Origin of the sequence: Martelella alba (assembly GCF_006516955.1) — a bacterium.
Taxonomy (GTDB): domain Bacteria; phylum Pseudomonadota; class Alphaproteobacteria; order Rhizobiales; family Rhizobiaceae; genus Martelella; species Martelella alba.
Genome location: NZ_VHLG01000011.1, coordinates 196,616 through 219,787, shown reverse-complemented (window position 1 = coordinate 219,787; position 23,172 = coordinate 196,616). Strand labels below are relative to the sequence as shown.

Below are 23,172 nucleotides of genomic sequence, written 5' to 3'. Positions count from 1 at the left end.
GGGCCTGGCAGAGGTTAGATCATGCCGCAGAGATTGACGGCGATGCCAAGTTCGGTGGCAAGGGCTGCGCGCAGAGCAATCACCTGCTGAGCATCGGCCTCGCTTTTGGCATAGGCGACCTGCACATGATTGGCCTTGTGACGGCCCATCATGGTGTCGCGGGTGACCCCTGAAAGCGTGGCGCTCATGATTGGCCAGGGGTAGTCTGTTGCCTTCGAGCGGCGTTCGCATTCTTCTGGTGGCAGCGTGACCGCCTTGCCGCGGCCTATATCCATGTGAAGCTTGCCGCCTTCGACAAAGACGCGGCTCCAGACGATATCGCCTTCCTTCGCATAGCCTTTGACCGTGCCGCCGCCGGCAGGGAAGAACATGGCCGGCTGGCGATAGCTTTCCGATCCGGCCCAGCCGCCGGGATGGTGCGCGGGCGGCGCGGCGCCGGAGATCTCCAGCACCCAGACGAATTCATCAATGGTGCCGGAAAGATCGTCATCGCCCCAGCGGATATCGTGCAGAGTGGTTTCCACCGGCTGGCCGAGCGCAGCATGAACGCGGTTGATCATCAAGGCGTCGAGACCGGCGCATTCATCAACCTCGTTGAAATGGATGACCGGTTCGCCATCGCGGATGACGGAGCCATCGGCACGGGTGACGGGAGGTCGCTCCGCATTGTTCAGCATGCCTTCGATCAGGTCGGAGGCCGGCCAGAGATCTTTCAGGCCCTGCTGATACTGAATGCCGATAGCCGCGCAGCCGAACTGATCGGCAAGCCGGACGGCAGCCACATACATGCGGCACTGATCGATCACCTGATCTTCGGTGAGCTCCGTTTTCGGGTCGAAGCCGAAATGGAATGTCATGCCGCGATCAACCATCCACTGAAAGGCGGCGCGGCCTTCTGCCACTGGAACCTGCGTTGCCGCATAATAGAGCGCCGACTGCGACAGACGCTCCTTGAAGATGCCAAGCGGCATCAAAAGCTCGTCGGGGATGATGGCATTATACATGCCCATGCAGCCCTCGTCGAAAATGCCCATGATCAGCTTTTCGCTGCGCCATTCATCGGCAATGGCCTTTGCCGTGGCACGGGCGCTGTCAGGCGCGCTGCTGTCATCATAGGCCTTTACATGAGACTGGTCATGGGCAAGCGTTCCGGTTTCAAGCCAGGTCTTCAGGCCGGAGAGGAAGAAGGTATCGTCAAAATCGCGGCTCCAAAGCGTCGAATAGGCGATGCCGGCCTTGGTCAGCGATCCGTTGAGGTTGAGCATGCCGACAAGGCCAGGATACTGGCCGGACCAGTTGGCAAGCGTCAGGATCGGTCCCTTGTGGCTGGAAAGGCCTGGCAGAACATGATGCGAATATTGCCAGACCGCTTCGGCGACAATCAGCGGCATGTCCGGATCAATGCCCTTGAACACGTCCATGCCTTCACGCTGGGAGGCGATGAAGCCGTGGCCTTCCGGCTTGACCGGATGGGCGCGCCACAATTCATGGCCCATGCCGGCGAGAACGGCAGAGAGTTTGTCTTCCATGGCCTTTTGTGCCGGCCAGCACGTGGTATTGGCGCTTTCGCGCAGGTCACCACTGACCACAAGAGCGATACGGGTCATTCTGATCCTCCATCAGGGCGGCGTCTGCCGCAGGCCTTCCATGGCTCCCCCCGGAAGGCCGGTATCGGGGTTGCCGCCGGCATCGGCCGGCGGCGGGGCTGGCTGTTACCAGGCGGTGAAGCCGCCATCGACCACGACATTCGAGCCGGTCATGTAAGACGAGGCATCCGAGGCCAGGAAGCGGATCACGCCGTTATATTCGTCCACTTCCGCCTGTCGGCCAAGCGGAACCCGCTCGAGAAAGGCATCGATGAATTCCTTGTCATAGGAGCCAGTCTTGACGCCGCCAAAGGAGACGATGTTGCAGCGAACCTTCTTCGGTGCCCAATAGGTCGCCAGATAGCGGGTCAGGTTCAAAAGGCCCGATTTCGAGGCGGCATAGGAGACGGCCTTGATGAAGGGGACGCCATCGCGTTCCAGCCGGTAGGCGTAAAGCGCCTGATTGGGCGACACCATGCCATACATGGAGCCGACATTGATGATCGAGCCGCGCATCTCTTCGGCCATCTTGGTGCCGACGACCTGGCTGGTCAGCATGACGCCGGTGAGATTGGTATCGATGATTTCGTCCCAGTATTTCTGCGGATAGACTTCGAAGGGGGCATTCTGGTCGGCGGAGCCGTCGGGTTTTGAATCGATACCGGCATTGTTGACGAGAATATGCGGTACGCCCCAGTCGGCGATCACCTGATCTGTGGCTGCGGCAAGGCCGGCCTTGTCCGTGACCGAGGCTTCATAGACGCGGATATTGTCTTCAAGACCGGGGAATTTCTCGGCAATCTGCTGGCTCGTGAAGGGGCGGCGCGAGTAGATCGCCACCTTGGCGCCGGCAGAGGCCAGCGATTTCGAAAACTGGGTGCCGAGCTGTCCGAGGCCGCCGGTTACAACGGCGACACGTCCCTCGACAGAAAACATCTTGTCCATGGTTCGTCCTTTCATGTGGCGCCGGGCGGGGATGGGGCGGCCGGCGCTCAGTTCATGCAGTTGATTGTGGGAAGGCTGTTCCGGCGGCATGGCGCTCCTTGTCGTCGGCGCGTCGGGGGGAGGTCTTGTCAGATGCCGCCGGAACAAACCGGTTCAAAGTGTTTCGTCAGCCAGTTCCTTCTTGTCCGGTACCGGCTCTCCGGCACGGCGATAGGTGAGGATCGACCGCACGGCCGTGGCGACAAGGATCGCGATGATGGCGATGCCAAGTGCGCAGGCGATCGGGCGGTAGAAGAAGGCAAGCAGATTGCCGTTGGCGATCTGCATCGACATGATGAAGTTGCGCTCCAGAACGGGGCCGAGCACGAGGCCGAGAATGACAGGTGCGATAGGGAAGCCGTTGCGTTCCATGATGTAGCCTACAACACCGGCTGCCAGCATGATCCAGACGCCGAACAGTGAATTGTTGACGGCGTAGGAGCCGAGGAAGCAGCAGATCAGGATGATCGGCACAATGACATTGCGCGGCACGGCCAGAACATGACGGGCCAGCTTGATCGCCACGAAGCCGAGCGGGAAAAGCAGCAGGTTCGAGATGAAGAAGGTCAGTATGATCGCGGTCGGCATCGAGGGGTTCTCGACAAACAGACGCGGCCCCGGATTGACGCCCTTCATGAACAGAACGCCGACGGCGATTGCGGTGACGGCGTCACCCGGAATGCCGAAGACGAGGGCGGGGATCCAGGCGCTCGACAGGCCCGCATTGTTCGAAGATGTCGCTTCGATCAGACCTTCGGGGTGGCCGGTACCAAATTTTTCCGGCGTCTTCGACAGCCGCTTGCTCATGCCATAGGCAATCCAGGCAGCAAGGTCGCCGCCAATGCCGGGTAAAGCGCCGACCACGGTGCCAAGCGAAGCGCCACGGACGAAGGAGAAGGGGTATTGCTTCAACAGGCCAAGGACGCCCTTGAACGGGACGATCTTGCCGAGTGCCGGCATCTCGCCGCCATTGCCATGCTGATTGGTGGTGAAGCCGCGCAGGATCTCGGAAAAGGCAAACATGCCGATCATGACAGGGATGTAGGAAATCCCGCCCATCAGATCCATGCTACCGAAGGTGAAGCGCGGCGCGCCGGTTGTGATATCAAGGCCGACGGTCGAAATCAGTAGGCCGAAAAACAGTGAGGTGAGGCCGCGCGCGGCATCATTGCCGGAGACCAGAGCACAGGTCAAAAGCCCGAGAACGGCAAGCCAGAAGAACTCAAAACTGGAAAAGTTGAGCGAGATCTTGGCGAGCAATGGTCCTGTGACAAGCAGCACGAGCGCGCCTGTCAGGCCGCCAAGGGCGGAGAAGAAGAAACCGAGCGACAACACCTTGCCGGCCTTGCCCTTCAGCGTCATGCGGAAGGCTTCATCGGTGTAGGCCGCAGAAGCCGGCGTTCCGGGAACACGCATCAAGGCACCGGGAATGTCACCGGCGGTAATGGCCATGGCGGTTGATGACACGATCAGGGCGATGGCCGGAACCGGGGCCATATAGAAGGTGACGGGCACGAGCAGTGCCGTCGACATGGTGGCCGTCAGTCCCGGCAGTGCGCCGATGAAGAGGCCGTAGACAGCGCCCAGAACAAGGGCGATCAGAACATTGGGCTGCAGCGCGATGTCCAGCGCCTGGCCGATGACGTCAAGACTCATGGAAGGATACCTCCCAAAATGCCGGCGGGCAGCGGAACCATCAGCCCCTTGGAGAAGCCGTAATAGAGGATCAGAACCACAACCGGTGAAACGATGACCGTTGTCAGAATACGAGCGCGCATCAGAAGCATCAGCCCGGCCATATAGATGATGCCGATGAGCGGGAAACCGACGGACTGGAACAGGAAAATACCGATAACCAGGCCGCCAAGCGTCCAGATGGCAGCGGCATAATTGCGCAGCGGCACATGCCACTCAGAAACGTCGAGGAAGGTTCTGCCCTTCTCGGTCAGGAAACCACCCAGCGCGATGGCAAGGCCGAGGCAGATGAAACCGATCCCGATCAGGCTCGGCATGAGATCCGCACCGAAGCGCACGCCCGGGACCGTGGGGAGCCGCATGGCCCCCACAATCACGACCGCTCCGAAGAGCGACAGAGCGGGCCCGGTGATCCGGTCGCTGATTTTCATGAGACTTACTCCTGCCGGCTTACTTCGCCAGACCCAGGACTTTCATGGTTGCCGCAAGATCATTGTAGTCGGTCATTACCGTCTGTTTGAACGTCGGCGCATCCTGATAGGCAACGGAGAAGCCCTGGGACGACATGAATTTCTGGAATTCCGGATCGGCGCAGATTTCCTCAAGTGCTGCTGAAAGCTTGTCGACCACCTCCGGCGGCAGGCCATCGGGGCCGGCAAGACCACGGAAGGGCAGCGGCGAGAACTTGATGCCGAAGACCGAATCCGTCGTCGGAATGTCGGGGAACAACGGATTGGCCTCACTGGAAATCAGGGCCAGTGTCCTGGCTTCTCCGGCATCCACAAGCGCACGGGCTTCAGCGGGTGAGGTGGAGACAACATCGATCGCACCGGCAGCCAGTTGCTGCAGGGCCGGAGCCGAGCCATCAGAGGCAACCCATGGGCTTGCATTGGGATCGATGCCGAGCGTGTTCAGCAGACCGGCCCAGGCCAGATGCGACAGACCGCCACGATTGGCGCCAGATGCCGTCACCGTGCCGGGATTGGCTTTGACGTCGTCAATCAGGGTCTGAACCGTGTCATAGCTGGAGCTGGCCTTGACATTTATGCCGATCGCATCGGCATTGTAGCGGCCGATATAGTCGAAATCTTCAGGCGCAACACCGGGCAGGCCTTGCGTCTTGTACATGGTGCTTTCAATGGTGATGACGCCGATCGTGTAGCCGTCAGGGGCTGCATTGGCGATCGCCGAATGGCCGACAAGGCCGCCACCGCCGGTGCGGTTCACAACATTGAAGGGCTCACCGAATTTTTTCTGCAGATCGGCCGCAACGGCGCGCGCGGTGGCGTCCGTGCCGCCGCCGGCGGACCAGGGAACGATAATGGTCACGGCGCGATCCGGCCATTCCGCATGGGCAGCACCCGCGAGCCCGAGAAGGGTCGCTGCGGCGACCGATGCCTGAATCACGTTCCTGATAGTGGATTTCATCACTTAACCTCCCGTTTGCTGTCTTGCCGGACGACGCCTCCACGCGAACCCGGCAAGACTTAACACTTGACTTATGACTCATGACATAAGTATTGTCAACACAGATCGAAACTCCGAGGTGGCTGCTATGGCGAATGACGTTGAGATGACGGAAGGGACGGAATTTCCGCTGCGCCGGCGTGGACGGCTGCATTCCGTCGTGTCGTCTGTCCTCGAAAGCCGGATCCTGAACGGCGATCTGAAAGTCGGTGACCGGCTGGGCTCTGAAAGCGCGATCGCCAAGGAATTTGGCGTTTCAACCCGTGCGGTGCGTGAAGCGGTTCAGGAGCTGGAGGTCAAGGGGCTGGTGCAGCGCCGTCATGGCGAGCGCACCGAAGTGGTGCGTGACGATGTCGACGGCTATCTTGATACGCTGGCCGTCACGGTCCAGCAGCGATTCTCCACCGATCCTGATTATCTCTTGCAGCTGATGGTCGTGCGCCGGATGCTTGAGACGGAAGTGGTTGAACTGCTGACCGAGCGCGAGGAACCGCTGACCGGCGATGTGAAGGATGCGCTTGAGGCGATGCGGGCGGCGCGGGACACGGAGGATTTCGCCGGTTTCGTCGATGCCGATGCCCGTTTTCATCTGGCGCTGGTGCACGCCACCGGCAACCAGATGCTGATGCTGATCTACGACAATCTCGCCGGTCTCATCAACAATGTGATCCACATTACAAGCCGTGTTCCGACCAAATCGCTGCAAGATGCGTATCAGGAACACGCCGATATCTATGACCTGATCATGAAGCGCGACAAGCAGGGCTCCAAGCTGAGACTGCGCGCGCAGATCGACAATTCTGCCGATTATCTGCGTCAGGCGATAGAGAAATCAAACCAGAAAAAGGCCAGAAAAGAGGATGAAAATGGCTGACTTTGATTATTCGGACACCGATTGGGAGGCAATCGAACGCCTGAAGAAGTGGTATTCCGGCGATATTCACGACAGCATGGAGGCGCTTGGCCTCTGGGGTTGCCTTGAAGGGATTTCGCTGCAGAGCGCGCTGAAGCCAGGCGAGGTCATCTGCGGCCCGGCGGTAACGGTTCTGTTCGCGCCGTCCACCCGCAAGGGCGAGCCGCAGGATGTCTACCACAACGCCATCGACCGTGCGCCCAAGGGCGGGGTGATGGTATGCGACGCTTCCTGTGCGCCGGGCTCCTGCTCGGGGGAACTGATGAGTTCCGGCGCCAAGACGCGCGGTCTGGCCGCCACGGTCGTCTATGGCACGGTGCGCGATCTCGCCCAGGTCCGCGCGCTCGGCTATCCGCTGTTCGGCACCATGCCAAGCCCGATCGGCGTTACAGGCAAGAAGGAACCGAAGGAAAGCCAGGTGCCGCTGACCATCGGCAAGGCGATAGTCAATCCCGGCGATGTGATCTTCGGCGACGTCGATGGCGTGGTTGTGATCCCGAAGGCTGAAGTCAAGGCGGTCGCCGATCAGGCCGACAAACTTGGCCGTGAAGAGGCAAAGGCGCGCGACCGCATTCTGGCCGGCGAAAAGCTGCAAGAGGTCTGGCCGGTCGCCTGATCTCATCGTCCTGAATGAGGCATGTGAAAGCCGCGAACCTCAGGGTTCGCGGCTCAGACTGCTGACAAACCTTGCCCCTTTTACTGATGTCATGCCTGTGCTTGGTCCACAGGCATCCAGCCGACGCGCGTCCGTGCGGCGAAAGCCCCTTATAATCCAATGCCCTGAAGAGCCTGGATCCCCGTGGACCAAGCACGGGGATGACGACAGAGGGGGCGGCTATTCCACCCCAAACAGGCAATCTGAATGGCTTTGTCTTGTATCGGCCTTGGAGCCTGCTTGATTGTTGTCAAAGACAGGCGGTGGATTACAAGAGAAATGGAGGGAGGTTTTCTTGCGGCGCGAAGCGCTGTAAGGACTGGAGTATCGGGCGAAAAAGGGAGTACCGCTTTTTCGACAAGCCGATGCGTCGAACCAATGATCTAGTCGGCCTTCGGAGCCCGAAAGGGTGCCGGATCCGACAATGATAAACGCCGGAAGGACAAGAATATGGCCAGTCTCGCGCTCAGCAAGCTCGTCAAGAAATATGGCGCCCGCGAGGTCATCCACGGTATCGATCTTGATATCCGCGATGGTGAATTCGTTGTGCTGGTCGGCCCGTCCGGTTGCGGAAAATCCACGCTTTTGAAGATGATCTCAGGCCTTGAATCTGTGACCGATGGCGAAATTCTGGTGGATGGTACGGTTGCCAACAAGCTGCAGCCCAAGGACCGCAACATTGCCATGGTGTTCCAGGATTATGCGCTCTATCCGCATATGACGGTACGCAAGAATATGGGCTTTGCCCTGCGCATGGCCGGCAAGGGCAAGGCCGAGCGCGATGTCATGGTGGAAAAGGCGGCCGAAATGCTGGGCCTCACCGATGTGCTGGAGCGCCATCCGAGCGAATTGTCCGGCGGGCAGAAGCAGCGCGTCGCCATGGGGCGTGCGATCGTGCGCGACCCGGAAGCCTTTCTGTTTGATGAGCCGCTTTCCAATCTCGATGCCAAGCTGCGCGGCCAGCTGCGCGCCGAAATCAAGGCGCTGCATCGCCGTCTCGGCACCACGATGATTTATGTGACCCATGATCAGATGGAAGCCATGACCATGGGCGAGCGGATCGTGCTGATGAAAGACGGGCATATCATTCAGGTCGGTACGCCGCTTGATCTTTATGACCGGCCGGAAAATGTCTTCGTTGCCGGTTTTATCGGCGCACCGCCGATGAACCTTGTCGAGGGCGAGGTGGTGCCTGTGGATAACGCTCTGGCGCTGAAAACGGCAGCCGGCACGATCTGGCCGCTGCCGGTCATCGATGGTCTTGCCGCCGGACGGCAGATTGTCATGGGTGTGCGCCCGGAACATGTGGCAATGGCCGATGACGGTGTTTCCGGCAAGGTCGACTTTACCGAAACCACCGGTTCTGAAACCCATGCGACGCTGACGGTCGGCGACGATCAGATCCTGCTGCTGACGGCGGAACGGGTGATGTTCGAGCGCTTTGCGCCGATCACGATCGCCTGCGATACCGCCCATATGCATCTCTTCGACAAGGAAAGCGGCGACAGGATCAACTGAGCCTGCCCGCAGAGGCAATGGACGAACTCGATTCACTTTTTGGCCGGCTGTCTAAATCGCGCTTTCGCAGCCGCTTCCATCTGTCTGAGGCTGACAAGGCCTATGCGATGAAGAAGGGCAGGGCGGAGATCAACGGTCATGTCGATGATTTCGTCCGTCAGAGGCTCTCGCCTGCCGAACCGGCCAATGATGGCAAACAGACACCGATGCGCGGCCATCCCTGTTTTATCGCCCAGCATGCGACCGCCACCTGCTGTCGCGGCTGTCTGGAAAAATGGCATGGAATAGAAAAGGGGCGGGCTCTCGATGAAGCCGAGATCGCCTATGTCTGTAGGGTGATTGACTGCTTCATCGTCAGTCAGATGAGCGGAAACGCTCTATGAACGGTGCAGCGCGTCAGCGAGATCGCGGCGGATATCGGCGAAAGCCGGGTGATCACGCCGCGCACTGCCTGCCGGGCCAAGCGCTGGCCGGACGATCTGATCGACACGCCCCGGAGCAGGGCGCATCAGCACAATCTGGTCGGCAAGGATCAGGGCCTCATCGACCGAATGGGTGACGAACAGGATGCGGCGTTCTTTCTCCGCATCAAGCACCCGCAACAGCTCGCTCTGCATGTCCTCGCGCGCCAGCGCATCCAGGCTTGCAAAGGGTTCGTCCATCAGAAGAAGCGGGGCAGGTGTTGCAAGCGCCCGCGCCAGTGCCAGGCGCTGCTGCATGCCGCCGGAAAGCTCTTCCGGGTAAAGATCGCCGGCGCCTTCAAGACCGACACGGGCCAGAAGCGTATCGGCCGTGTCTGCCCTGCCGGAACTCAGAACGATCATGAGGTTCTGTCGCGCAGTGCGCCAGGGCAGCAGGCGGGCATCTTGAAACAGGAGTGCCGTGTCGCGTCCGGGAACGGGCGAGCGGCCATCGATCATGACCGTGCCGCTGTCGGGGGCGATAAGCCCGGCTGCAATGCGCAGCAGGCTGGTCTTGCCGCAGCCCGACGGGCCGAGAATGACGGTGATCCGCTCCTTGTCCGCCACAAGCGAGATATCGGAGAGAACCAGCCGCTCTTTGCCGTAGCTGAGCGCAACATGATCAATGGTGAGTGTTTTCATCTCAATCAGCGCGAAATGCTGTCTCCAAGATCCGAGGGGCCGATCGCTTTCAATACGGCATCCATCGGGGCGAAATCGATCCAGTTGGCCGGGTCTACCAAATAGGCGGTATTGGTCGGCTCGCCCTTTTGATACCAGGTCTGGGCGTAGAGCAACTCGTCTTTCTGGAAACCGCCATTGACGGTCCAGCTGCTGGCATAGGCTTTTGCAAGGGCCTCAAGCGTTTCCGGGGCAATGTCGGGGCGGGCCTTTTCCATTGCCTTTACCCAGTGATCAGGATTTTCGGCAAAATCACGCGCCGCCAGCGTCAGGGCTTCAAGAACCTTTTCAAGGTCACCTGCTCGCGCCTCAAGTGTGGGACGGCGGACAACATCCACCTTGGTGATCACCGGAGCGGCATCGAAATAGTCCTTCACATCCACCAGAATGTGCAGGTCGCTCTTGTCGGGAAGCGCCAGATAGCTGCCGATGGAAAGCGTCGTCGCATCGACACGGCCCGCCATCAGCGCCTGGCCGCGCACCGCAGGCTGGCCGAGGGGCATCAGCGTCATGGCCTCAAGGCTGACACCCTTGGTGCCGAGCACGGCAGACGACATGGTCGCGTCGAGGCTGTTGGGGCGGCCGATGCCGAAGCGTTTGCCGGCCATGTTTTTCAGCGTCACGTCATCACGCCCGGCAATGATGAAAGGGATCGCCTTGTCGGAGGAGTGGACGGCAACAAAATCGGATGCGCCCTGGGCATGGAGGTCCAGCAGTGACGAGAGCGAGATATTTGCCATATCACCATCACCGGCCTGAAGGGCGGCGATCGCCATCGGCGTCTGCTGCACCGGAACCAGAGTGACGTCGACACCGGCGCGCTCGAAAAAGCCTTCCTGCTGGGCAAGGTAGATCAGCGAATTGGGGACCAGCGGTGCTTCCGTTTCGGTGACGATGATGCGGAAGGGATCGGCATGCGCCGAAGCGCCGGAGAGCAGCATCGCGCCCATGGCTGCGAGAATGAGTGTACGGAACATGGATTTTCCAGTCATTTCTAAAATTTTACGAATAAAGCCGCCGGCGTACCGGTTTTGGCGTCAAAAGGCGTTCGATGGCCGACAGAACCGCCGTGGTGCCGACACCGATGGCGGCAAGGGTCAGCATGACGATCAGATAATTGCCCATCAGGAAGCTGTTGCCATAGGAGATCAGCAGTGCGCCGAGCCCGGTCATCGCCATGTAGATATCGGCAACAACAGCGGTGACAAGGCCGGTTGTCGCGCCGAGCCTGAGGCCTGCCATGATGACGGGGAAGGCTGCGGGCAGCCGGACATGGCGCCAGAGGCTGATGCGGGAGAAACCATAGGCGCGGGCCATTTCATCCAGTTTCGGATCGGCATTGCGCAGCCCCGCATAGCTGTTGATGATCACCGGCATGATGGCGCCAAGCGTCACGATCAGGATTTTTGAGCCATCGCCAAGCCCGAAAATTAGGATGACCATCGGCATCAGCGCGATCAGCGGCGTTGCCGCAAGAGCATTCACATAAGGGGTGAAGGTGCGACCCATCAGTGGCACGGCGGCGAGAAACAGCCCCAGCGGAATGCCGATCAGGGCGGAAATGAGAAGCCCGGTCCAGTAGACATAAAGCGTATTCACCGTAGCGCGCAGATAGAGCTGGCGAAAATCCTGCAGCATGTCGGCAAGGGCGCGCGCCGTCTCGGATGGGGTGGTGAAGAAGCCGCGGGGGAGATGCGCTGCGCTCAGCGACCAGATGAACCAGGCGGCAATGAGAACGCCAGCGCGAAGCCAGACATGCAGCGGCCGTCTGCCAACCCATTTCACCGCTTCGACAATACCATCGCCGAGATCTGCGATCTCGTGGCGCAGGCCTTTCAGCAGGCCGTCATTGCGGGCGGTCGGTACGTTCCTTTTGCTGCTGTCGTTCTCTTTGGTCATGATGGTGTGGATTTCTTGGTTTGGCGCATCGGTTTCGCCAGGGACCGGCGGTCGCTTTTGGTCCGATGCTTTGCGGCCTTCCCGTCAAAAACGGGAAGGCCAGTTCTTTGAGGGATCAGTTCTGATCCGGCAGGGCGTAGGCGATGACGTAATCGCCGCGCTGCATGGACTGGCGGGCACCGCCGGCCGAAATCACGACATATTGCTTGCCGGTCTTCGGCGACTTGTAGGTCATCGGGCCGCCCTGGCTGCCGACGGGCAGGCGGGACTTCCAGATTTCCTTGCCGGTGGCCTCATCCCAGGCGCGCAGATAGAAATCCTGCGTACCGGCGAAGAAGATCAAACCGCCCTGGGTGACGAGCGAGCCGCCCAGTGTCGGCATGCCAACCGGGATCGGCATGCCCATCTTGATGCCGAGCGGGCCGGTATCCTGAACCGTGCCGACCGGAACCTGCCAGACGATCTTCTGGGTTTTCATGTCGATGGCCGAAAGCGTGCCGAATGGCGGCTTCTGGCAGGGAATGCCAAGCTGCGACAGGAAGCGGTTCTTGACGACGGCATAAGGCGTGCCGCCGAGCGGAACCTCACCCATGCCGGCATTCGGGCTCTCACCGCCATCAGACAGGGCAGCCTTCTTTTCCTGCGGGAACATCTGCACCCACAGGCCAAGGCGCATGTCGTTGACGAAGATGAGGTCGTTGTTCGGATCCGTCGAGAGACCGCCCCAGTTCATGCCGCCGAGCGAACCCGGGAAGCTGAGCGAAAGGTCGGTGCCCGGTGCCGTGTAGAGCCCTTCATAGCGCATCGACTTGAAGGAGATGCGGCACAGAAGCTGATCGAACGGCGTTGCACCCCACATGTCAGATTCATGCAGGAGCTGGTTGCCGATCTGCGGCATGCCAACCGAAACCGGCTGCGTCATCGCATAAGGCTCGTTGGGGATATTGGCGGCCTTGACCGGCTTTTCCTCAACCTTGGTCAGCGGCTTGCCGGTATAGCGGTCAAGCACGTAAAGCTGTCCCGACTTGGTGCCGATCACGAGAGCGGGAACCTTGGTGCCATCGGCTTCAGGGAAATCGATCAGCGACGGCGCCATGGGAAGGTCGAAGTCCCAGAGGTCATTGTGAACCGTCTGGAAGTGCCACTTTTCCGTGCCTGTGGTGGCATCAAGGGCCAGAACGGATGCACCATATTCATGGTCGATATCGCTGCGGGTGACACCGTAAAGGTCAACCGAGGGCGAACCCAGCGGGAAATAGACCGTGTTGGAGGCGGCATCATAGGTGCTGCCGGCCCAGTTGTTGGCCGAGGAGCGGGTATAGTTTTCACCATCGGTCAGCGCTGCGTTCGGCGTGGCCGAGCCGGTATCGAAGGACCAGCGCTGGGCACCGGTCATGACATCGAAGCCGCGCAGAACGCCGCCGGGCATATCCACCTGGACATTGTCGGCAACGCGGCCGCCCAGCACGATCGTCGTGCCGGCCATGGTCGGTGCCGAAGTCATGGTGTAATAGGCCTTGTTGCCGAGCGGGCCCATGCCAGCCTTCAGGTCAACAACGCCATTGGTGCCGAAATCGGTGCAGCTTTCGCCGGTTTGAGCATCGAATTCGTAAAGATTGGCGTCGATCGAATTCATGATGATGCGGGTGGCGCAGACGGCGCCTTCCGGCAGGCTTGCCGGCGGAACCGGGGTCGAGCCGTCAACGCTCGGCTGGACAACAGGCTGCGTTGCATCGAAATAGGCGAGACCACGGCAACGTTCCCACACGCCGCCGACATTGGCGTTGACGTCGTGGCGCCAGACTTCCTTGCCGGTATCTGCGTCAAGGGCGATGACGTTGTTCTTGGCTGTGCACAGATAGACCTTGTCGCCAACCTGAAGCGGCGTCAGCTGGTCTTCCGCACCCGAACCCGTGGACATCGGAATGTCGCCGGTGTGATAGGTCCAGGCCACCTGCAGATTATCGACATTGTCAACATTGATCTGGTCAAGCGCTGCAAAACGGCTGTTGCCGGCCGTATTGCCGTAGTGGGACCAGTTCTTCTGCTCTGTTTCCGGGGTAACGGCGACGCGACTTGCCGCAGGCTTTGCCGAGGTGATCTCCGGGTGGATGCTGAACATCGAGCCAAAGCCTGCAAGGCCGGCCACCAGGAACACGGCAGCAGCGGCCAGGCTTTTGCCGGTTGCAGCCGAACGGCCGGCCGCCTTGTTGAGAAGCGGCAGTGAAGCGGTGATGACAAAGGCGCCGAAGGTCATCGCCAGAAGGCGCGAGATCAGGCCCCAGTAATTGAGGCCGACATCAAACAGCGACCAGATGATCGTTCCGGCGAAGGCAATGAGATAAAGCCAGGCACCGGCGGGGCGCTGCCTGAAAAACTGGATCGCGGCGAGCAGAAGCACGATACCTGCGATCAGGAAGTACCAGCTTCCTCCAAGCGAGATCAGCTTTCCACCGCCGATGACAAAGAACAACGCAGCCGCTGCCAGCACGATGCCGAGCAGCCACAGCCATGCCTTTGCCAGCGCGGAAAGCTTTTTTTCTGATTTTTCCATGGGGGTTTCTTTCCTTTTTGCCTGCATTCGGGCTGCGAAAAGGCTTCCCGAGACAGGGCTATTGGCCGCACTTAGCGCTCATGGGAAATAAAGTCCATACCACCTTGAAGATTGTCATTTTTCGTGACGCCATCAATAAAACATATAATTATCCATTATTTTCAATGAATTGAGTATTTAATCTCCTGGTTAAGTGTCGAAAATGTGAACAAAGTGTTCTTGCCACATTTCTCGATGTGAACGCTGTCCTGGCATGAATCGCCCCCCTGTCCACAAGGTGTTGGCGCGGGCGATATGTCATCCCGTTACCCGGTGCGGCTTGTCTGCGGGGCTGGCGGATGGCACAGATTGCCTCTGGCTGAAGTTCCGCTGCACGGCGGTGCCGCGCCCATCTTAAGGGTGGGGCCGCTTCAGTCTCCAGGTGGAGGACGATGATTGAAAGAACCGATGGCCGTAACGGCGGAAGTGGGGCAGGACAGCGATAAAAGACAACGCCTGCTGGATGCGGCGCTGCATGAATTTGCGCGGTTTGGATTTGATGGCGGCAGGCTCGAACGCATAGCGGCCGAGGCGGGCTGCGCCAAGCGGATGCTCTATTACTATTTCGGCAACAAGGAGGATGTTTATCTGGCGGTATTGGAGCGCGCCTATGATGATATCCGCGCATCCGAGGATGTGCTGCATCTTGATGCGCTGCCGCCGCGCGAGGCCCTGCATGCCCTGGCGCGACAAAGCTTTTTCTACCACCAGAACAATGCGGACTTCACCCGGCTGGTGCTCCAGGAAAATTTCCAGGAAGGCACGATGCTGAATGCATTGCCGGGGGCGGAGCGATTGCGCGAAGCAGCCTTCGCACCGCTTCGCCGTATTCTGGACCGGGGCGCTGAGGCCGGTATTTTTCGCGCCGGCATCGAGGCTGTTGATGTCCATTTTCTCATCAGCGCCATTTCCAGCTTCCGCGTCGATCACGCCTATTCGTGGAAGAATATGCTGCAGATCGATCTGCTTGCCGAACCCGTCATGAGCCGGCATCTGACGCTTCTTCTGGCACAGCTCGATGCCCTGACCGGCTATCGGAAGGATTGAAGACGGCAGCAAAAAGCCGGTCTGCTTGCGCGAGACCGGCTTCTGAATTGCTGCCAAACCTTGCCCCTTTTTCTGACGTCATGCCTGTGCTTGTCACAGGCATCCAGCCGACGCGCGTCCGCGCGGCGAAAGAATTTTTCTATTCAATGTCTTATGAAACTGGATCCCCGTGACGAGCACGGGGATGACGACGGAGGGGACGGCCATTCCACCCCGAACCGGCAATCTGAACGACTTTGTCAGCAATCTGAGCCGGCCTGTTTTCACAGACCGGCTTCTGAATTGCTGACAAACCTAGCCACCTTCTCTGGCGTCATGCCTGTGCTTGTCACAGGCATCCAGCCGACGCGCGTCCGCGCGGCGAAAGGACTTGTCTATTCAATGCATTATGAATCTGGATCCCCGTGACAAGCACGGGGATGACGACGGAGGCAGGGGCCGCTCCACCTCAAGCATGCAATATGAATAGCTTTGTCAACAGTCTGAGCCGGTCTGCTTGCGCGAGACCGGCTCCGGCAATCTCTCATTGAAGGCGAGGGTCAGTTGCCTGGCTCAAGGATCTCGCGCTTGCCGACATGATTGGCCGGGCCGACAAGGCCATCCTGTTCCATCCGTTCCACCAGTGAGGCGGCGCGGTTATAACCGATCGAAAGGCGGCGCTGGATATAAGAGGTCGAGCACTTCTTGTCGCGCTGGACGATCTTGATCGCGCGCTCGTAGAGATCGTCGCCGTCATCGCCGGCGCTGCCCATATCGGTATTGTCGAAGACGGCGCTGTCTTCTTCCATCTCTTCGGTGTTTTCCTCGTCGGTGGTGACGCTGCCGAGATAGGACGGCGAGCCCTGCGTCTTCAGATGGGCTACAATCTTCTCGACCTCGTGGTCGGAGACAAAGGGCCCATGGACGCGGGAGATGCGGCCACCACCCTTCATATGCAGCATATCGCCCTGGCCGAGCAGATATTCGGCACCCTGTTCACCGAGAATGGTGCGGCTGTCGATCTTGGTGGTGACCTGGAAGGAGATCCGGGTCGGGAAATTGGCCTTGATCGTGCCGGTGATGACGTCGACGGAAGGACGCTGCGTTGCCATGATCAGGTGGATGCCGGCGGCGCGGGCCATCTGTGCCAGACGCTGGATCGTTCCTTCGATCTCCTTGCCGGCGACCATCATAAGGTCGGCCATTTCGTCGACGATGACGACGATGAAAGGCAGGGCGGTGAGGTCTAGTTCCTGCTCCTCGAAAGTCTGTTCGCCGGTTGATTTGTCAAAGCCCGACGGCACGCTCAGCATGATCGTCTCGCCCTTGGCGCGGGCTTCGGCAACACGCTCGTTGAAGCCGTCAATATTGCGCACACCGAGACGCGACATCTTGCGATAGCGCTCTTCCATCTCGCGCACGGCCCATTTGAGCGCCAGAACGGCCTTTTTCGGATCGGTTACGACCGGGGTCAGAAGGTGGGGAATGCCGTCATAGACGGAAAGCTCCAGCATTTTCGGATCGACCATGATCAGCCGGCATTCATCCGGGCGCAGATGATAGATCAGCGACAGGATCATCGTATTGATGGCGACCGATTTTCCCGAACCCGTCGTGCCTGCGACCAGAAGATGCGGCATCTTGGTAAGCTCGGCAACGACCGGTTCGCCGCCGATCGTCTTGCCGAGGCAGAGCGGCAGACGGAAGTCCGTGCCGACATAGGAACGGCTTTCGAACAATTCGCGCAGGTAAACGGTCTCGCGCTCTTCATTCGGTAATTCGATGCCGATCACATTGCGGCCGGGAATGACAGCAACGCGGGCGGAAAGCGCCGACATGGAGCGGGCAATGTCATCCGATAGATTGATCACGCGTGAAGACTTCACACCGGGAGCCGGTTCAAACTCATAAAGTGTGACGACCGGACCGGGGCGCACATCGATGATCTCGCCCTTGACGCCGAAATCCTCAAGAATGTTTTCCAGAAGGCCGGCGCTCTGTTCCAGATGTTCCTGGCTCATTTCGGCTGCCGGGTTCGGGCGCGGCGACTGCAAAAGGTCGATTGCCGGGAAGAGATAGTCTGCAGTTGAGCGGTCGCGATGCTTCAGCGACAGCCGCTTTGCCGGGACAGGCACCGGTACTTCAAGCGGTTCCGCCTCAAGCGCGGCGTCGCATTCGGCTTCGGTTTCTGCCACGATTTCAATATCGGCTTTGGTTTCTGCCGCTGTTTCAGTGTCGGTTTCAGCTTCAGTGCCCGCTGCATCGTTTGCGGGCATGTCCTCGCCGGCAGCATCGCAGGACTGCTCGATAGCGTCTTCGGTATCGGGCGACAATGTCGGCGCCAGCCGGGCGGTAATCTGACGGTAAAGGGCGACGGGAGACGGGCTTTCGTCGTCGACCTCTAGGGGCGCTTCCGCCGTAGCGACCGGCAAGGCTGTCTCAACCGGCCGAGCGGGGGCGGTTTCAGCGATCATTTCACCAGGATCGGTGTTTAGGGCGGTCACAGCCTGTGGCGTGCCTTCAATGATCCCAAGCCCCATCATTTCCCAGACCAGGGCGTCGGCAATGTAGCCGAAGGTCGCCGGGGCCGCAGTGGCAGGTGCTGCATCTCCAGTTTCAGGCATGGCCGGATCTGATACTTCAGCCCTGGAAGGCGTTTCCACTGAAGGCGTTTCGAGTGGGTGAGACAGAAAATCGAGGGCTCTTGGCGCGCGGGCAGGCTGAACGGGCGGGCGCTGCGCAGCGCAGTCTTCGTTGAGTGCGCGGGCAAGCCGGCGTTGCAGATCGCTTGCAGGTGAGGGCGGCGGCGTCAAAGCCGGTTCGGCGGGATGAGCGGGGTCGGCCTCAGCCTGACCGTCCCTGATCGACGGCCCTGGCAAAGCATCGGCAACAGGCGTTGCGATGGCGGCAGCGTGGGTCGGCCGGATTGGGCCTTCAGGTCTTATCTGCGGTGCCGGATAGGTCTGGCTTGGTGTCCGCGTAAAGCGGACATTGGGCGCCAATACGAACGGCCGCTGCCAGGTCGGCAGTTTGTCGGGGTCGAGAATGACAGCGTTGGAAGCGCTTTGCGCCTCCTCCTCCCGGCGTTCCGCCAGGGCACGGTCATCCGTCTTGCCGCTATCGGCGGGGTTGGAATTCAGGCTGGGAAATCGGGAAAGAGGCATTGTGAGCCGAACCATCAAACACGCTGTGAAACACCTGACTATGGATAGAAAATAAACCTTAACCACTGGTTTCCACCGGCGGGAAAAGAGCGGCAACCGTCCCAGCCAGATCGTTGGGGTTTTATGATTAAGGTTCTGAATTAAAAATATTTTCTGTCGACTTGGCTCCGTTTTGACAGGGCAAAAAACCTAAGGTGGCGCGGTGGCGATAGCGCGTTTGGGCAGATCTCAGCCGGGCATGTCGATCCTGCGGGAAAAGCTGTCGATTGGCTCCGGTCGACCGAAGAGATAGCCCTGTCCGATCCGGCAGCCCAGGAGCTTCAACGCTTCCAGTTGTTCTTCTGTCTCGATCCCCTCCGCAACACAATTGACCCCCAGCCGCTCGGTCATTGCCACAATCACGGCAGAGAGGTTCTGGTAGGCTGATTCTACGGTGAGTTTCCCGATAAAGCGGCGGTCGATCTTGATCGTGCTGATCGGCAGGCTGTCGAAATAGCCGAGCGAGGAATAGCCGGTGCCGAAGTCATCGAGTGAGATACGAAAACCATCGGCCGAAAGCTGTTCGATCTGCTGTGTTGCCACGGTCTCATGCATGGCAACGGCCTCGGTCACCTCGAATTCCAGCAGGTCCGGCGAGAGGCCTAAGGCCTGAACTGTGGCGATCAGCCATTCGGCAAAGCCTGGAATATTGAGATCGGCCATGGAGAGATTGACGGCGACTGGCGTTAGCCTGAGGCCGGCGGCGCGGCGCCTGCCCACCCATTCGGCGACCTGGGTCAGTACAAATTCGGTCAATGGCCGGGTCAGACCGATCGTTTCGGCGATCGGGATGAACTCGGCCGGGGAGACTGTCTGTCCGGCCATCGTCCAGCGCAGAAGCGCCTCGGCGCCACAGATGGAACGGCTTTCAAGATCGACTTTAGGTTGTAAAAAGACGGCAAATCCGGCAAAGGTGCGGGTGTGATCCTTCAATGCCATCTGCAGCATCTGCTGGCGCAGGACCGCCTGGTGTTGCGCGGCATCATAGATGACATGCTGCCCCTTGTTGTTCTGGCGGACATGAACGAAAGCCGCAGCTGCTGATCGTGACGCCTGAACCGGATCTGCGGGCAGTTGCGACAGCGGTACGATTACGGAGGTTGGCTGCGGCGCCAGTTCGACATCATCAATCCGGTAGGGGCGGTTCATGGTTTCGGCCAGTCCCTCGGGTGTCATGCGCTTTTCTTCATCAATCACGCCGAGCGCGCCTTCGGCGACCAGAGAGATGCGGCAATGGCCGTGACCAAGCCGGTCCAGCCTCTCGTAAGCCTTCTGCATGAGCCGGATTGCTGTCGATCGTCCGAAGGCTGCAACGAGGGGCTGGAAGGCCGAAACCTTGATTTCTATGACCTGTCCGTTGCTGCCCCTGGCAATGGCCTGCGCCAGGGCCTGTTCAAAGGCATTCTGGTTGGGAAGATCGAGTACCGAGTCATGAAAAGCCAGTCGATCAAGTGCCTCGATCAGCGCGAGATTCTTGAAACCGATGGAGATATTGCTGGAAAACAGTCTCAGGAGGTCGAGATCCTCGCTGTCAAAGGTGCCTTCCGTTTCAAGGACGGCAAACATCTCGCGACCGTTTTCGTTGCGGAAATGGAGCCCCATATAGCCGTCGTTGAAGACGGGTTCATCGCTGTTGCGATGCGATTCAAATAGGCGGGTTATGGCTTCTCCGGTGTCGGCCAGGTTCGCGCCGGTCAGGGCGCAGAAGCTGCCAATGCCCAGAATGACCTTCATTTCGGTACCGTCACCGGGCTGGATGCTGACAAAGCCTGAAGGCTCGAGTCGGAGCAAGGCGGCAATCTGGGTCAATACCCCCTGGGCAAAGAGTTCAAGGCTTGTACGCTGAAAGATCTGGCGCGCGCTCTCTATGATCTGTTCGAGCCCTTTGCGGCTTTTCGAAATGGCGCGAATGCGATCATAGGCACGGATAGCAGTTGTCAGCACGGTGATGAGCCGCGTTCGGGTCAGTTCTTCTTTGGTGTGGTAGTCGTCGATTTCATAATTGGTAGCGACGGCGACTTCGGGTGCATAGCCGGGATAGCCGGTGCGCAAGACGATCCGCATGTCTCCGAGGCCCGCGCCGCGCAAGTCTTCAACCAGCTTGAGGCCTGCATCCTGTGTTTCCATGACAACATCAATCAGCGCCACGGCAATATCGTCGAGCGTCGCAATCGCCGCCTGTGCTTCTGATCTGGAGGCGGCGAAAAACAGCTCAATCGGCCGGTCGAGAATGGTAATGCCCCGCAGTGCAAATTTTGTCGCCCGATGCACGTCCTCGTCATCATCAACGACGAGGATCTTCCAGCTGCGCGGCGCTTTGGCTGTCCCATCGGCGGCCTGCAGATCGTCATAGATGTCAAGCGGGCGTTCATCTTGTCTCATGGCGTGCTTCCTCGGTAGTTTGGGGCGGGGGCGACAAGGGCATAACAAGCGGAAATGATATTTCTACCTCGGTGCCGTTGCCCTCCTGGCTGGAGAGCTCGATCCGGCCACCGAGGATCTCTGTCACGATGGTGTGGACAATCGACAGGCCAAGGCCGGAGCCGCCTGCTTGCGAGCGCGTGGTGAAAAAGGGTTCGAATGACCGGGCCAGCACATCAGCCGACATTCCCTTGCCATTGTCAGAGACGGAGATGACCGCCGTCTTCCGACTGCCCTTGTATATGCTGATCGCAATTGTGCCGGTGTCTTCAGGGCCAAAGCCATGAAGAAGTGCATTTTCAACCAGATTGCTGATTACCTGAGCGAGTGGGCCGGGATAGCCGTCTATGCGTAAAGGCTCGAGACGATCGTAGATCAGCGCAACCCTGCCACTCTTGAAAAGCGGCGACAGTAGATGGAGTGTATCGATGATATAGCTGTCGAGCACGAAGCTGCGCCGGCGATCACTGGTCTGATCTATGGCAACCTGCTTGAAGTTCCGGATAATCTCCGCGGCGCGGGTGAGAGACCCTTGCAACATATCGGCACCATCCGAAATCTCGGCAATCAGGCTTTCAAGACGGTTGCGGCCGATGCGGCCACTTGCCGTCTCGAATGTCAGTGTTTTCGTGTGGTCGCTCAAGGTTGTCGAAACCGTGAGGGCATTGCCGATTGGCGTGTTGAGTTCATGGGCGACGCCAGCAACAAGACCGCCCAGGCTTGCAAGCCGGGTAGACTGGGCCAGCTGAAGCTCGGCCTTGCGCACCGCCGCTTCTGCGCGCTGCCGGGCGGATACCAGCCGGGCCACAAAGGCCGCCAGCATGAAGCTGCAGACCGTGATGAGTAAGATGGGCGGCCACATCTGAGGCGACCAGATTCCGGCTGGCTCTGCATAGGTGGTCATGAGATACCATGTCGCTTTCCGCGTTTCATCCTCGTCAATGGCATCCCCCTTGGGGGTAAGGCGGCGAAACACCACATGTTTGCCCGCATCGGAGAAAATGCCGTCTCCCTGTGATGTCATGTTTGCCCACAGGGCCGGTTGCCTTGCCGCCAGCCTGCGATCATGGTTGAGCATGAACCCCCACAGGTCTTCTTTCGGAGCGCCAGCAAGCCAATATCCCTCGGCGTTGAGAAGCGCGATATCGCCGAGCGGGCTTGCAACAAAGTTCTTCAGCCCGTCGATAAGCCTGCCCGCATCGAGGTTAATGACGACGACACCGGTTGGTGCTCCGGCGACAAAATTTACCGGCATGGCCAGGCGAAGCATCGGGCGCCATGGCACTTCAATCACCCCATGTTCGATGTTGAGATCCAGTGGCGAGATATAGATGCTGCCTTTTGGTTGCTGCAGTGCAGCGGAAACATAATAGCGGTTGGCCTTGCTCTGCAGTGCATCTGGCGTGACGTTGATGATGTCCGAGCCGTTGCGATCGATCCGAACGATCTCATTTCCTGCGACGTCAATGTAACGAAGCTGGGCGATGTCGCGCTTGCTCGCGACCCATGCGATAAAGTTGCCCGCAAGCCGCTTTGGGCCATCCTGATCGTCAGAAATCGTCTTCAGGGCGCTGCTGCCTGCAATGACCCTGAGATCTGCCGCGTAGCCTTCGACGAAGCTTGAAAGCCACAGGCTCGACTGATCAAGAGCTGCAGCCGCCACAAGCTCGTCATGTTGCGTCCTCAGTTCGCTGTCGAAAACATGAAATAATTGCCAGACTGTCAGCGCTGTAAGCGCAAGCCCTGCAAAAAACAGGGCGGTCAACTTCATCTCGGAGATGGTCGGGCGTCGGATGACACGTTTGCCCGACAAGCTTCCATGCCTGTACATGTTGACTAAATTAGATGTGAAGTTGTTATGCAATTCTACCATGTAAAGACAATATTATAACAACATGAAAAATTGCAACTGGATTGTTTAGATTCACATATAACTGAAAAGTTCTGACTTTTTCCTTTGTGTGTATTTAAGTAATTACCTATTAATCGGACTTTTTCTGGTATAATGCGGTGCGTTGCACAAATTCTTTATACTTGTATTTATAAAAATTTCAACTTATTGACGTATTT

At 59.1% G+C, this 23,172-nt stretch carries 17 protein-coding genes; 5 read left to right on the top strand and 12 right to left on the bottom strand.

What is annotated here, in order from left to right:
• Positions 1-14: 14 nt before the first annotated feature.
• The 5 genes from FJU08_RS16455 to FJU08_RS16435 all read right to left on the bottom strand — a co-directional run bounded on the left by FJU08_RS16455 (position 15) and on the right by FJU08_RS16435 (position 5,693).
• Positions 15-1,607, bottom strand: a complete 1,593-nt coding sequence (locus FJU08_RS16455) for a fucose isomerase (RefSeq protein WP_141150112.1) — start codon at positions 1,605-1,607, stop codon at positions 15-17.
• 105 nt (positions 1,608-1,712) lie between these two features.
• Complete coding sequence (locus tag FJU08_RS16450; RefSeq protein ID WP_141150111.1) at positions 1,713-2,531, bottom strand: SDR family oxidoreductase; 819 nt, start codon at positions 2,529-2,531, stop codon at positions 1,713-1,715.
• 153 nt (positions 2,532-2,684) lie between these two features.
• Positions 2,685-4,226, bottom strand: coding sequence for a tripartite tricarboxylate transporter permease (locus tag FJU08_RS16445; protein ID WP_141150110.1), 1,542 nt, complete (start codon positions 4,224-4,226; stop codon positions 2,685-2,687).
• Positions 4,223-4,696 (bottom strand): tripartite tricarboxylate transporter TctB family protein, encoded by a 474-nt coding sequence (locus tag FJU08_RS16440; RefSeq protein WP_141150109.1) that lies wholly within the window; start codon positions 4,694-4,696, stop codon positions 4,223-4,225. The genes FJU08_RS16445 and FJU08_RS16440 overlap by 4 nt, the downstream gene beginning before the upstream one ends.
• A 19-nt stretch (positions 4,697-4,715) precedes the next feature.
• Complete coding sequence (locus FJU08_RS16435; RefSeq protein ID WP_141150108.1) at positions 4,716-5,693, bottom strand: Bug family tripartite tricarboxylate transporter substrate binding protein; 978 nt, start codon at positions 5,691-5,693, stop codon at positions 4,716-4,718.
• 127 nt (positions 5,694-5,820) lie between these two features.
• On the opposite strand from FJU08_RS16435, the gene FJU08_RS16430 reads away from it, so the two are divergent.
• The 4 genes from FJU08_RS16430 to FJU08_RS16415 all read left to right on the top strand — a co-directional run bounded on the left by FJU08_RS16430 (position 5,821) and on the right by FJU08_RS16415 (position 9,201).
• Entirely contained in the window at positions 5,821-6,606 is a 786-nt protein-coding gene (locus FJU08_RS16430; protein ID WP_181409888.1) for a FadR/GntR family transcriptional regulator, read from the top strand.
• On the top strand, positions 6,599-7,261 hold the full coding sequence (locus FJU08_RS16425; RefSeq protein ID WP_181409887.1) for an RraA family protein: 663 nt from the start codon (positions 6,599-6,601) through the stop codon (positions 7,259-7,261). The genes FJU08_RS16430 and FJU08_RS16425 overlap by 8 nt, the downstream gene beginning before the upstream one ends.
• A 489-nt stretch (positions 7,262-7,750) precedes the next feature.
• Positions 7,751-8,818 carry an ABC transporter ATP-binding protein gene (locus tag FJU08_RS16420; RefSeq protein ID WP_141150105.1) on the top strand — a complete coding sequence of 356 codons (1,068 nt, stop codon included), beginning with the start codon at positions 7,751-7,753 and terminating at the stop codon, positions 8,816-8,818.
• 17 nt (positions 8,819-8,835) lie between these two features.
• Positions 8,836-9,201 (top strand): DUF4186 domain-containing protein, encoded by a 366-nt coding sequence (locus tag FJU08_RS16415; protein ID WP_141150104.1) that lies wholly within the window; start codon positions 8,836-8,838, stop codon positions 9,199-9,201.
• Here the strand turns inward: FJU08_RS16415 and FJU08_RS16410 are convergent.
• The 4 genes from FJU08_RS16410 to FJU08_RS16395 form a co-directional block, all read right to left on the bottom strand.
• Complete coding sequence (locus FJU08_RS16410; RefSeq protein WP_210245259.1) at positions 9,196-9,921, bottom strand: ABC transporter ATP-binding protein; 726 nt, start codon at positions 9,919-9,921, stop codon at positions 9,196-9,198. The two genes, FJU08_RS16415 and FJU08_RS16410, sit on opposite strands and share 6 nt — an antisense overlap.
• Positions 9,922-9,926: 5 nt before the next feature.
• Positions 9,927-10,937, bottom strand: a complete 1,011-nt coding sequence (locus FJU08_RS16405; RefSeq protein ID WP_141150102.1) for an ABC transporter substrate-binding protein — start codon at positions 10,935-10,937, stop codon at positions 9,927-9,929.
• Positions 10,938-10,962: 25 nt separating this feature from the next.
• A complete protein-coding gene (locus FJU08_RS16400; RefSeq protein ID WP_141150101.1) occupies positions 10,963-11,859 on the bottom strand; it encodes an ABC transporter permease in 897 nt (298 codons plus the stop codon).
• 115 nt (positions 11,860-11,974) lie between these two features.
• Entirely contained in the window at positions 11,975-14,413 is a 2,439-nt protein-coding gene (locus tag FJU08_RS16395; RefSeq protein WP_141150100.1) for a membrane-bound PQQ-dependent dehydrogenase, glucose/quinate/shikimate family, read from the bottom strand.
• A 435-nt stretch (positions 14,414-14,848) separates the two neighbouring features.
• On the opposite strand from FJU08_RS16395, the gene FJU08_RS16390 reads away from it, so the two are divergent.
• Complete coding sequence (locus tag FJU08_RS16390) at positions 14,849-15,499, top strand: TetR/AcrR family transcriptional regulator (RefSeq protein WP_210245257.1); 651 nt, start codon at positions 14,849-14,851, stop codon at positions 15,497-15,499.
• A 539-nt stretch (positions 15,500-16,038) separates the two neighbouring features.
• Here FJU08_RS16390 and FJU08_RS16385 read toward each other — a convergent pair.
• From FJU08_RS16385 to FJU08_RS16375, 3 genes are all read right to left on the bottom strand, one after another.
• Positions 16,039-18,642 carry a DNA translocase FtsK gene (locus tag FJU08_RS16385; RefSeq protein ID WP_181409886.1) on the bottom strand — a complete coding sequence of 868 codons (2,604 nt, stop codon included), beginning with the start codon at positions 18,640-18,642 and terminating at the stop codon, positions 16,039-16,041.
• Between the two features lie 228 nt (positions 18,643-18,870).
• A complete protein-coding gene (locus FJU08_RS16380; RefSeq protein WP_141150098.1) occupies positions 18,871-21,063 on the bottom strand; it encodes an EAL domain-containing protein in 2,193 nt (730 codons plus the stop codon).
• Positions 21,050-22,915, bottom strand: coding sequence for a sensor histidine kinase (locus tag FJU08_RS16375; RefSeq protein ID WP_181409885.1), 1,866 nt, complete (start codon positions 22,913-22,915; stop codon positions 21,050-21,052). Before FJU08_RS16375 ends, FJU08_RS16380 begins: the two co-directional genes overlap by 14 nt.
• Positions 22,916-23,172: the final 257 nt, after the last annotated feature.

Excerpts from the sequence above, each read along its gene's own strand:
- FJU08_RS16385 (WP_181409886.1), bottom strand. The coding sequence starts at position 18,642 with ATGCCTCTTTCCCGATTTCCCAGCCTGAATTCCAACCCCGCCGATAGC.
- FJU08_RS16425 (WP_181409887.1), top strand. The coding sequence starts at position 6,599 with ATGGCTGACTTTGATTATTCGGACACCGATTGGGAGGCAATCGAACGC.
- FJU08_RS16450 (WP_141150111.1), bottom strand. The coding sequence starts at position 2,531 with ATGGACAAGATGTTTTCTGTCGAGGGACGTGTCGCCGTTGTAACCGGC.
- FJU08_RS16440 (WP_141150109.1), bottom strand. The coding sequence starts at position 4,696 with ATGAAAATCAGCGACCGGATCACCGGGCCCGCTCTGTCGCTCTTCGGA.
- FJU08_RS16420 (WP_141150105.1), top strand. The coding sequence starts at position 7,751 with ATGGCCAGTCTCGCGCTCAGCAAGCTCGTCAAGAAATATGGCGCCCGC.
- FJU08_RS16400 (WP_141150101.1), bottom strand. The coding sequence starts at position 11,859 with ATGACCAAAGAGAACGACAGCAGCAAAAGGAACGTACCGACCGCCCGC.
- FJU08_RS16455 (WP_141150112.1), bottom strand. The coding sequence starts at position 1,607 with ATGACCCGTATCGCTCTTGTGGTCAGTGGTGACCTGCGCGAAAGCGCC.
- FJU08_RS16430 (WP_181409888.1), top strand. The coding sequence starts at position 5,821 with ATGGCGAATGACGTTGAGATGACGGAAGGGACGGAATTTCCGCTGCGC.
- FJU08_RS16410 (WP_210245259.1), bottom strand. The coding sequence starts at position 9,921 with ATGAAAACACTCACCATTGATCATGTTGCGCTCAGCTACGGCAAAGAG.
- FJU08_RS16445 (WP_141150110.1), bottom strand. The coding sequence starts at position 4,226 with ATGAGTCTTGACGTCATCGGCCAGGCGCTGGACATCGCGCTGCAGCCC.
- FJU08_RS16380 (WP_141150098.1), bottom strand. The coding sequence starts at position 21,063 with ATGAGACAAGATGAACGCCCGCTTGACATCTATGACGATCTGCAGGCC.
- FJU08_RS16405 (WP_141150102.1), bottom strand. The coding sequence starts at position 10,937 with ATGTTCCGTACACTCATTCTCGCAGCCATGGGCGCGATGCTGCTCTCC.
- FJU08_RS16415 (WP_141150104.1), top strand. The coding sequence starts at position 8,836 with ATGGACGAACTCGATTCACTTTTTGGCCGGCTGTCTAAATCGCGCTTT.
- FJU08_RS16395 (WP_141150100.1), bottom strand. The coding sequence starts at position 14,413 with ATGGAAAAATCAGAAAAAAAGCTTTCCGCGCTGGCAAAGGCATGGCTG.
- FJU08_RS16435 (WP_141150108.1), bottom strand. The coding sequence starts at position 5,693 with ATGAAATCCACTATCAGGAACGTGATTCAGGCATCGGTCGCCGCAGCG.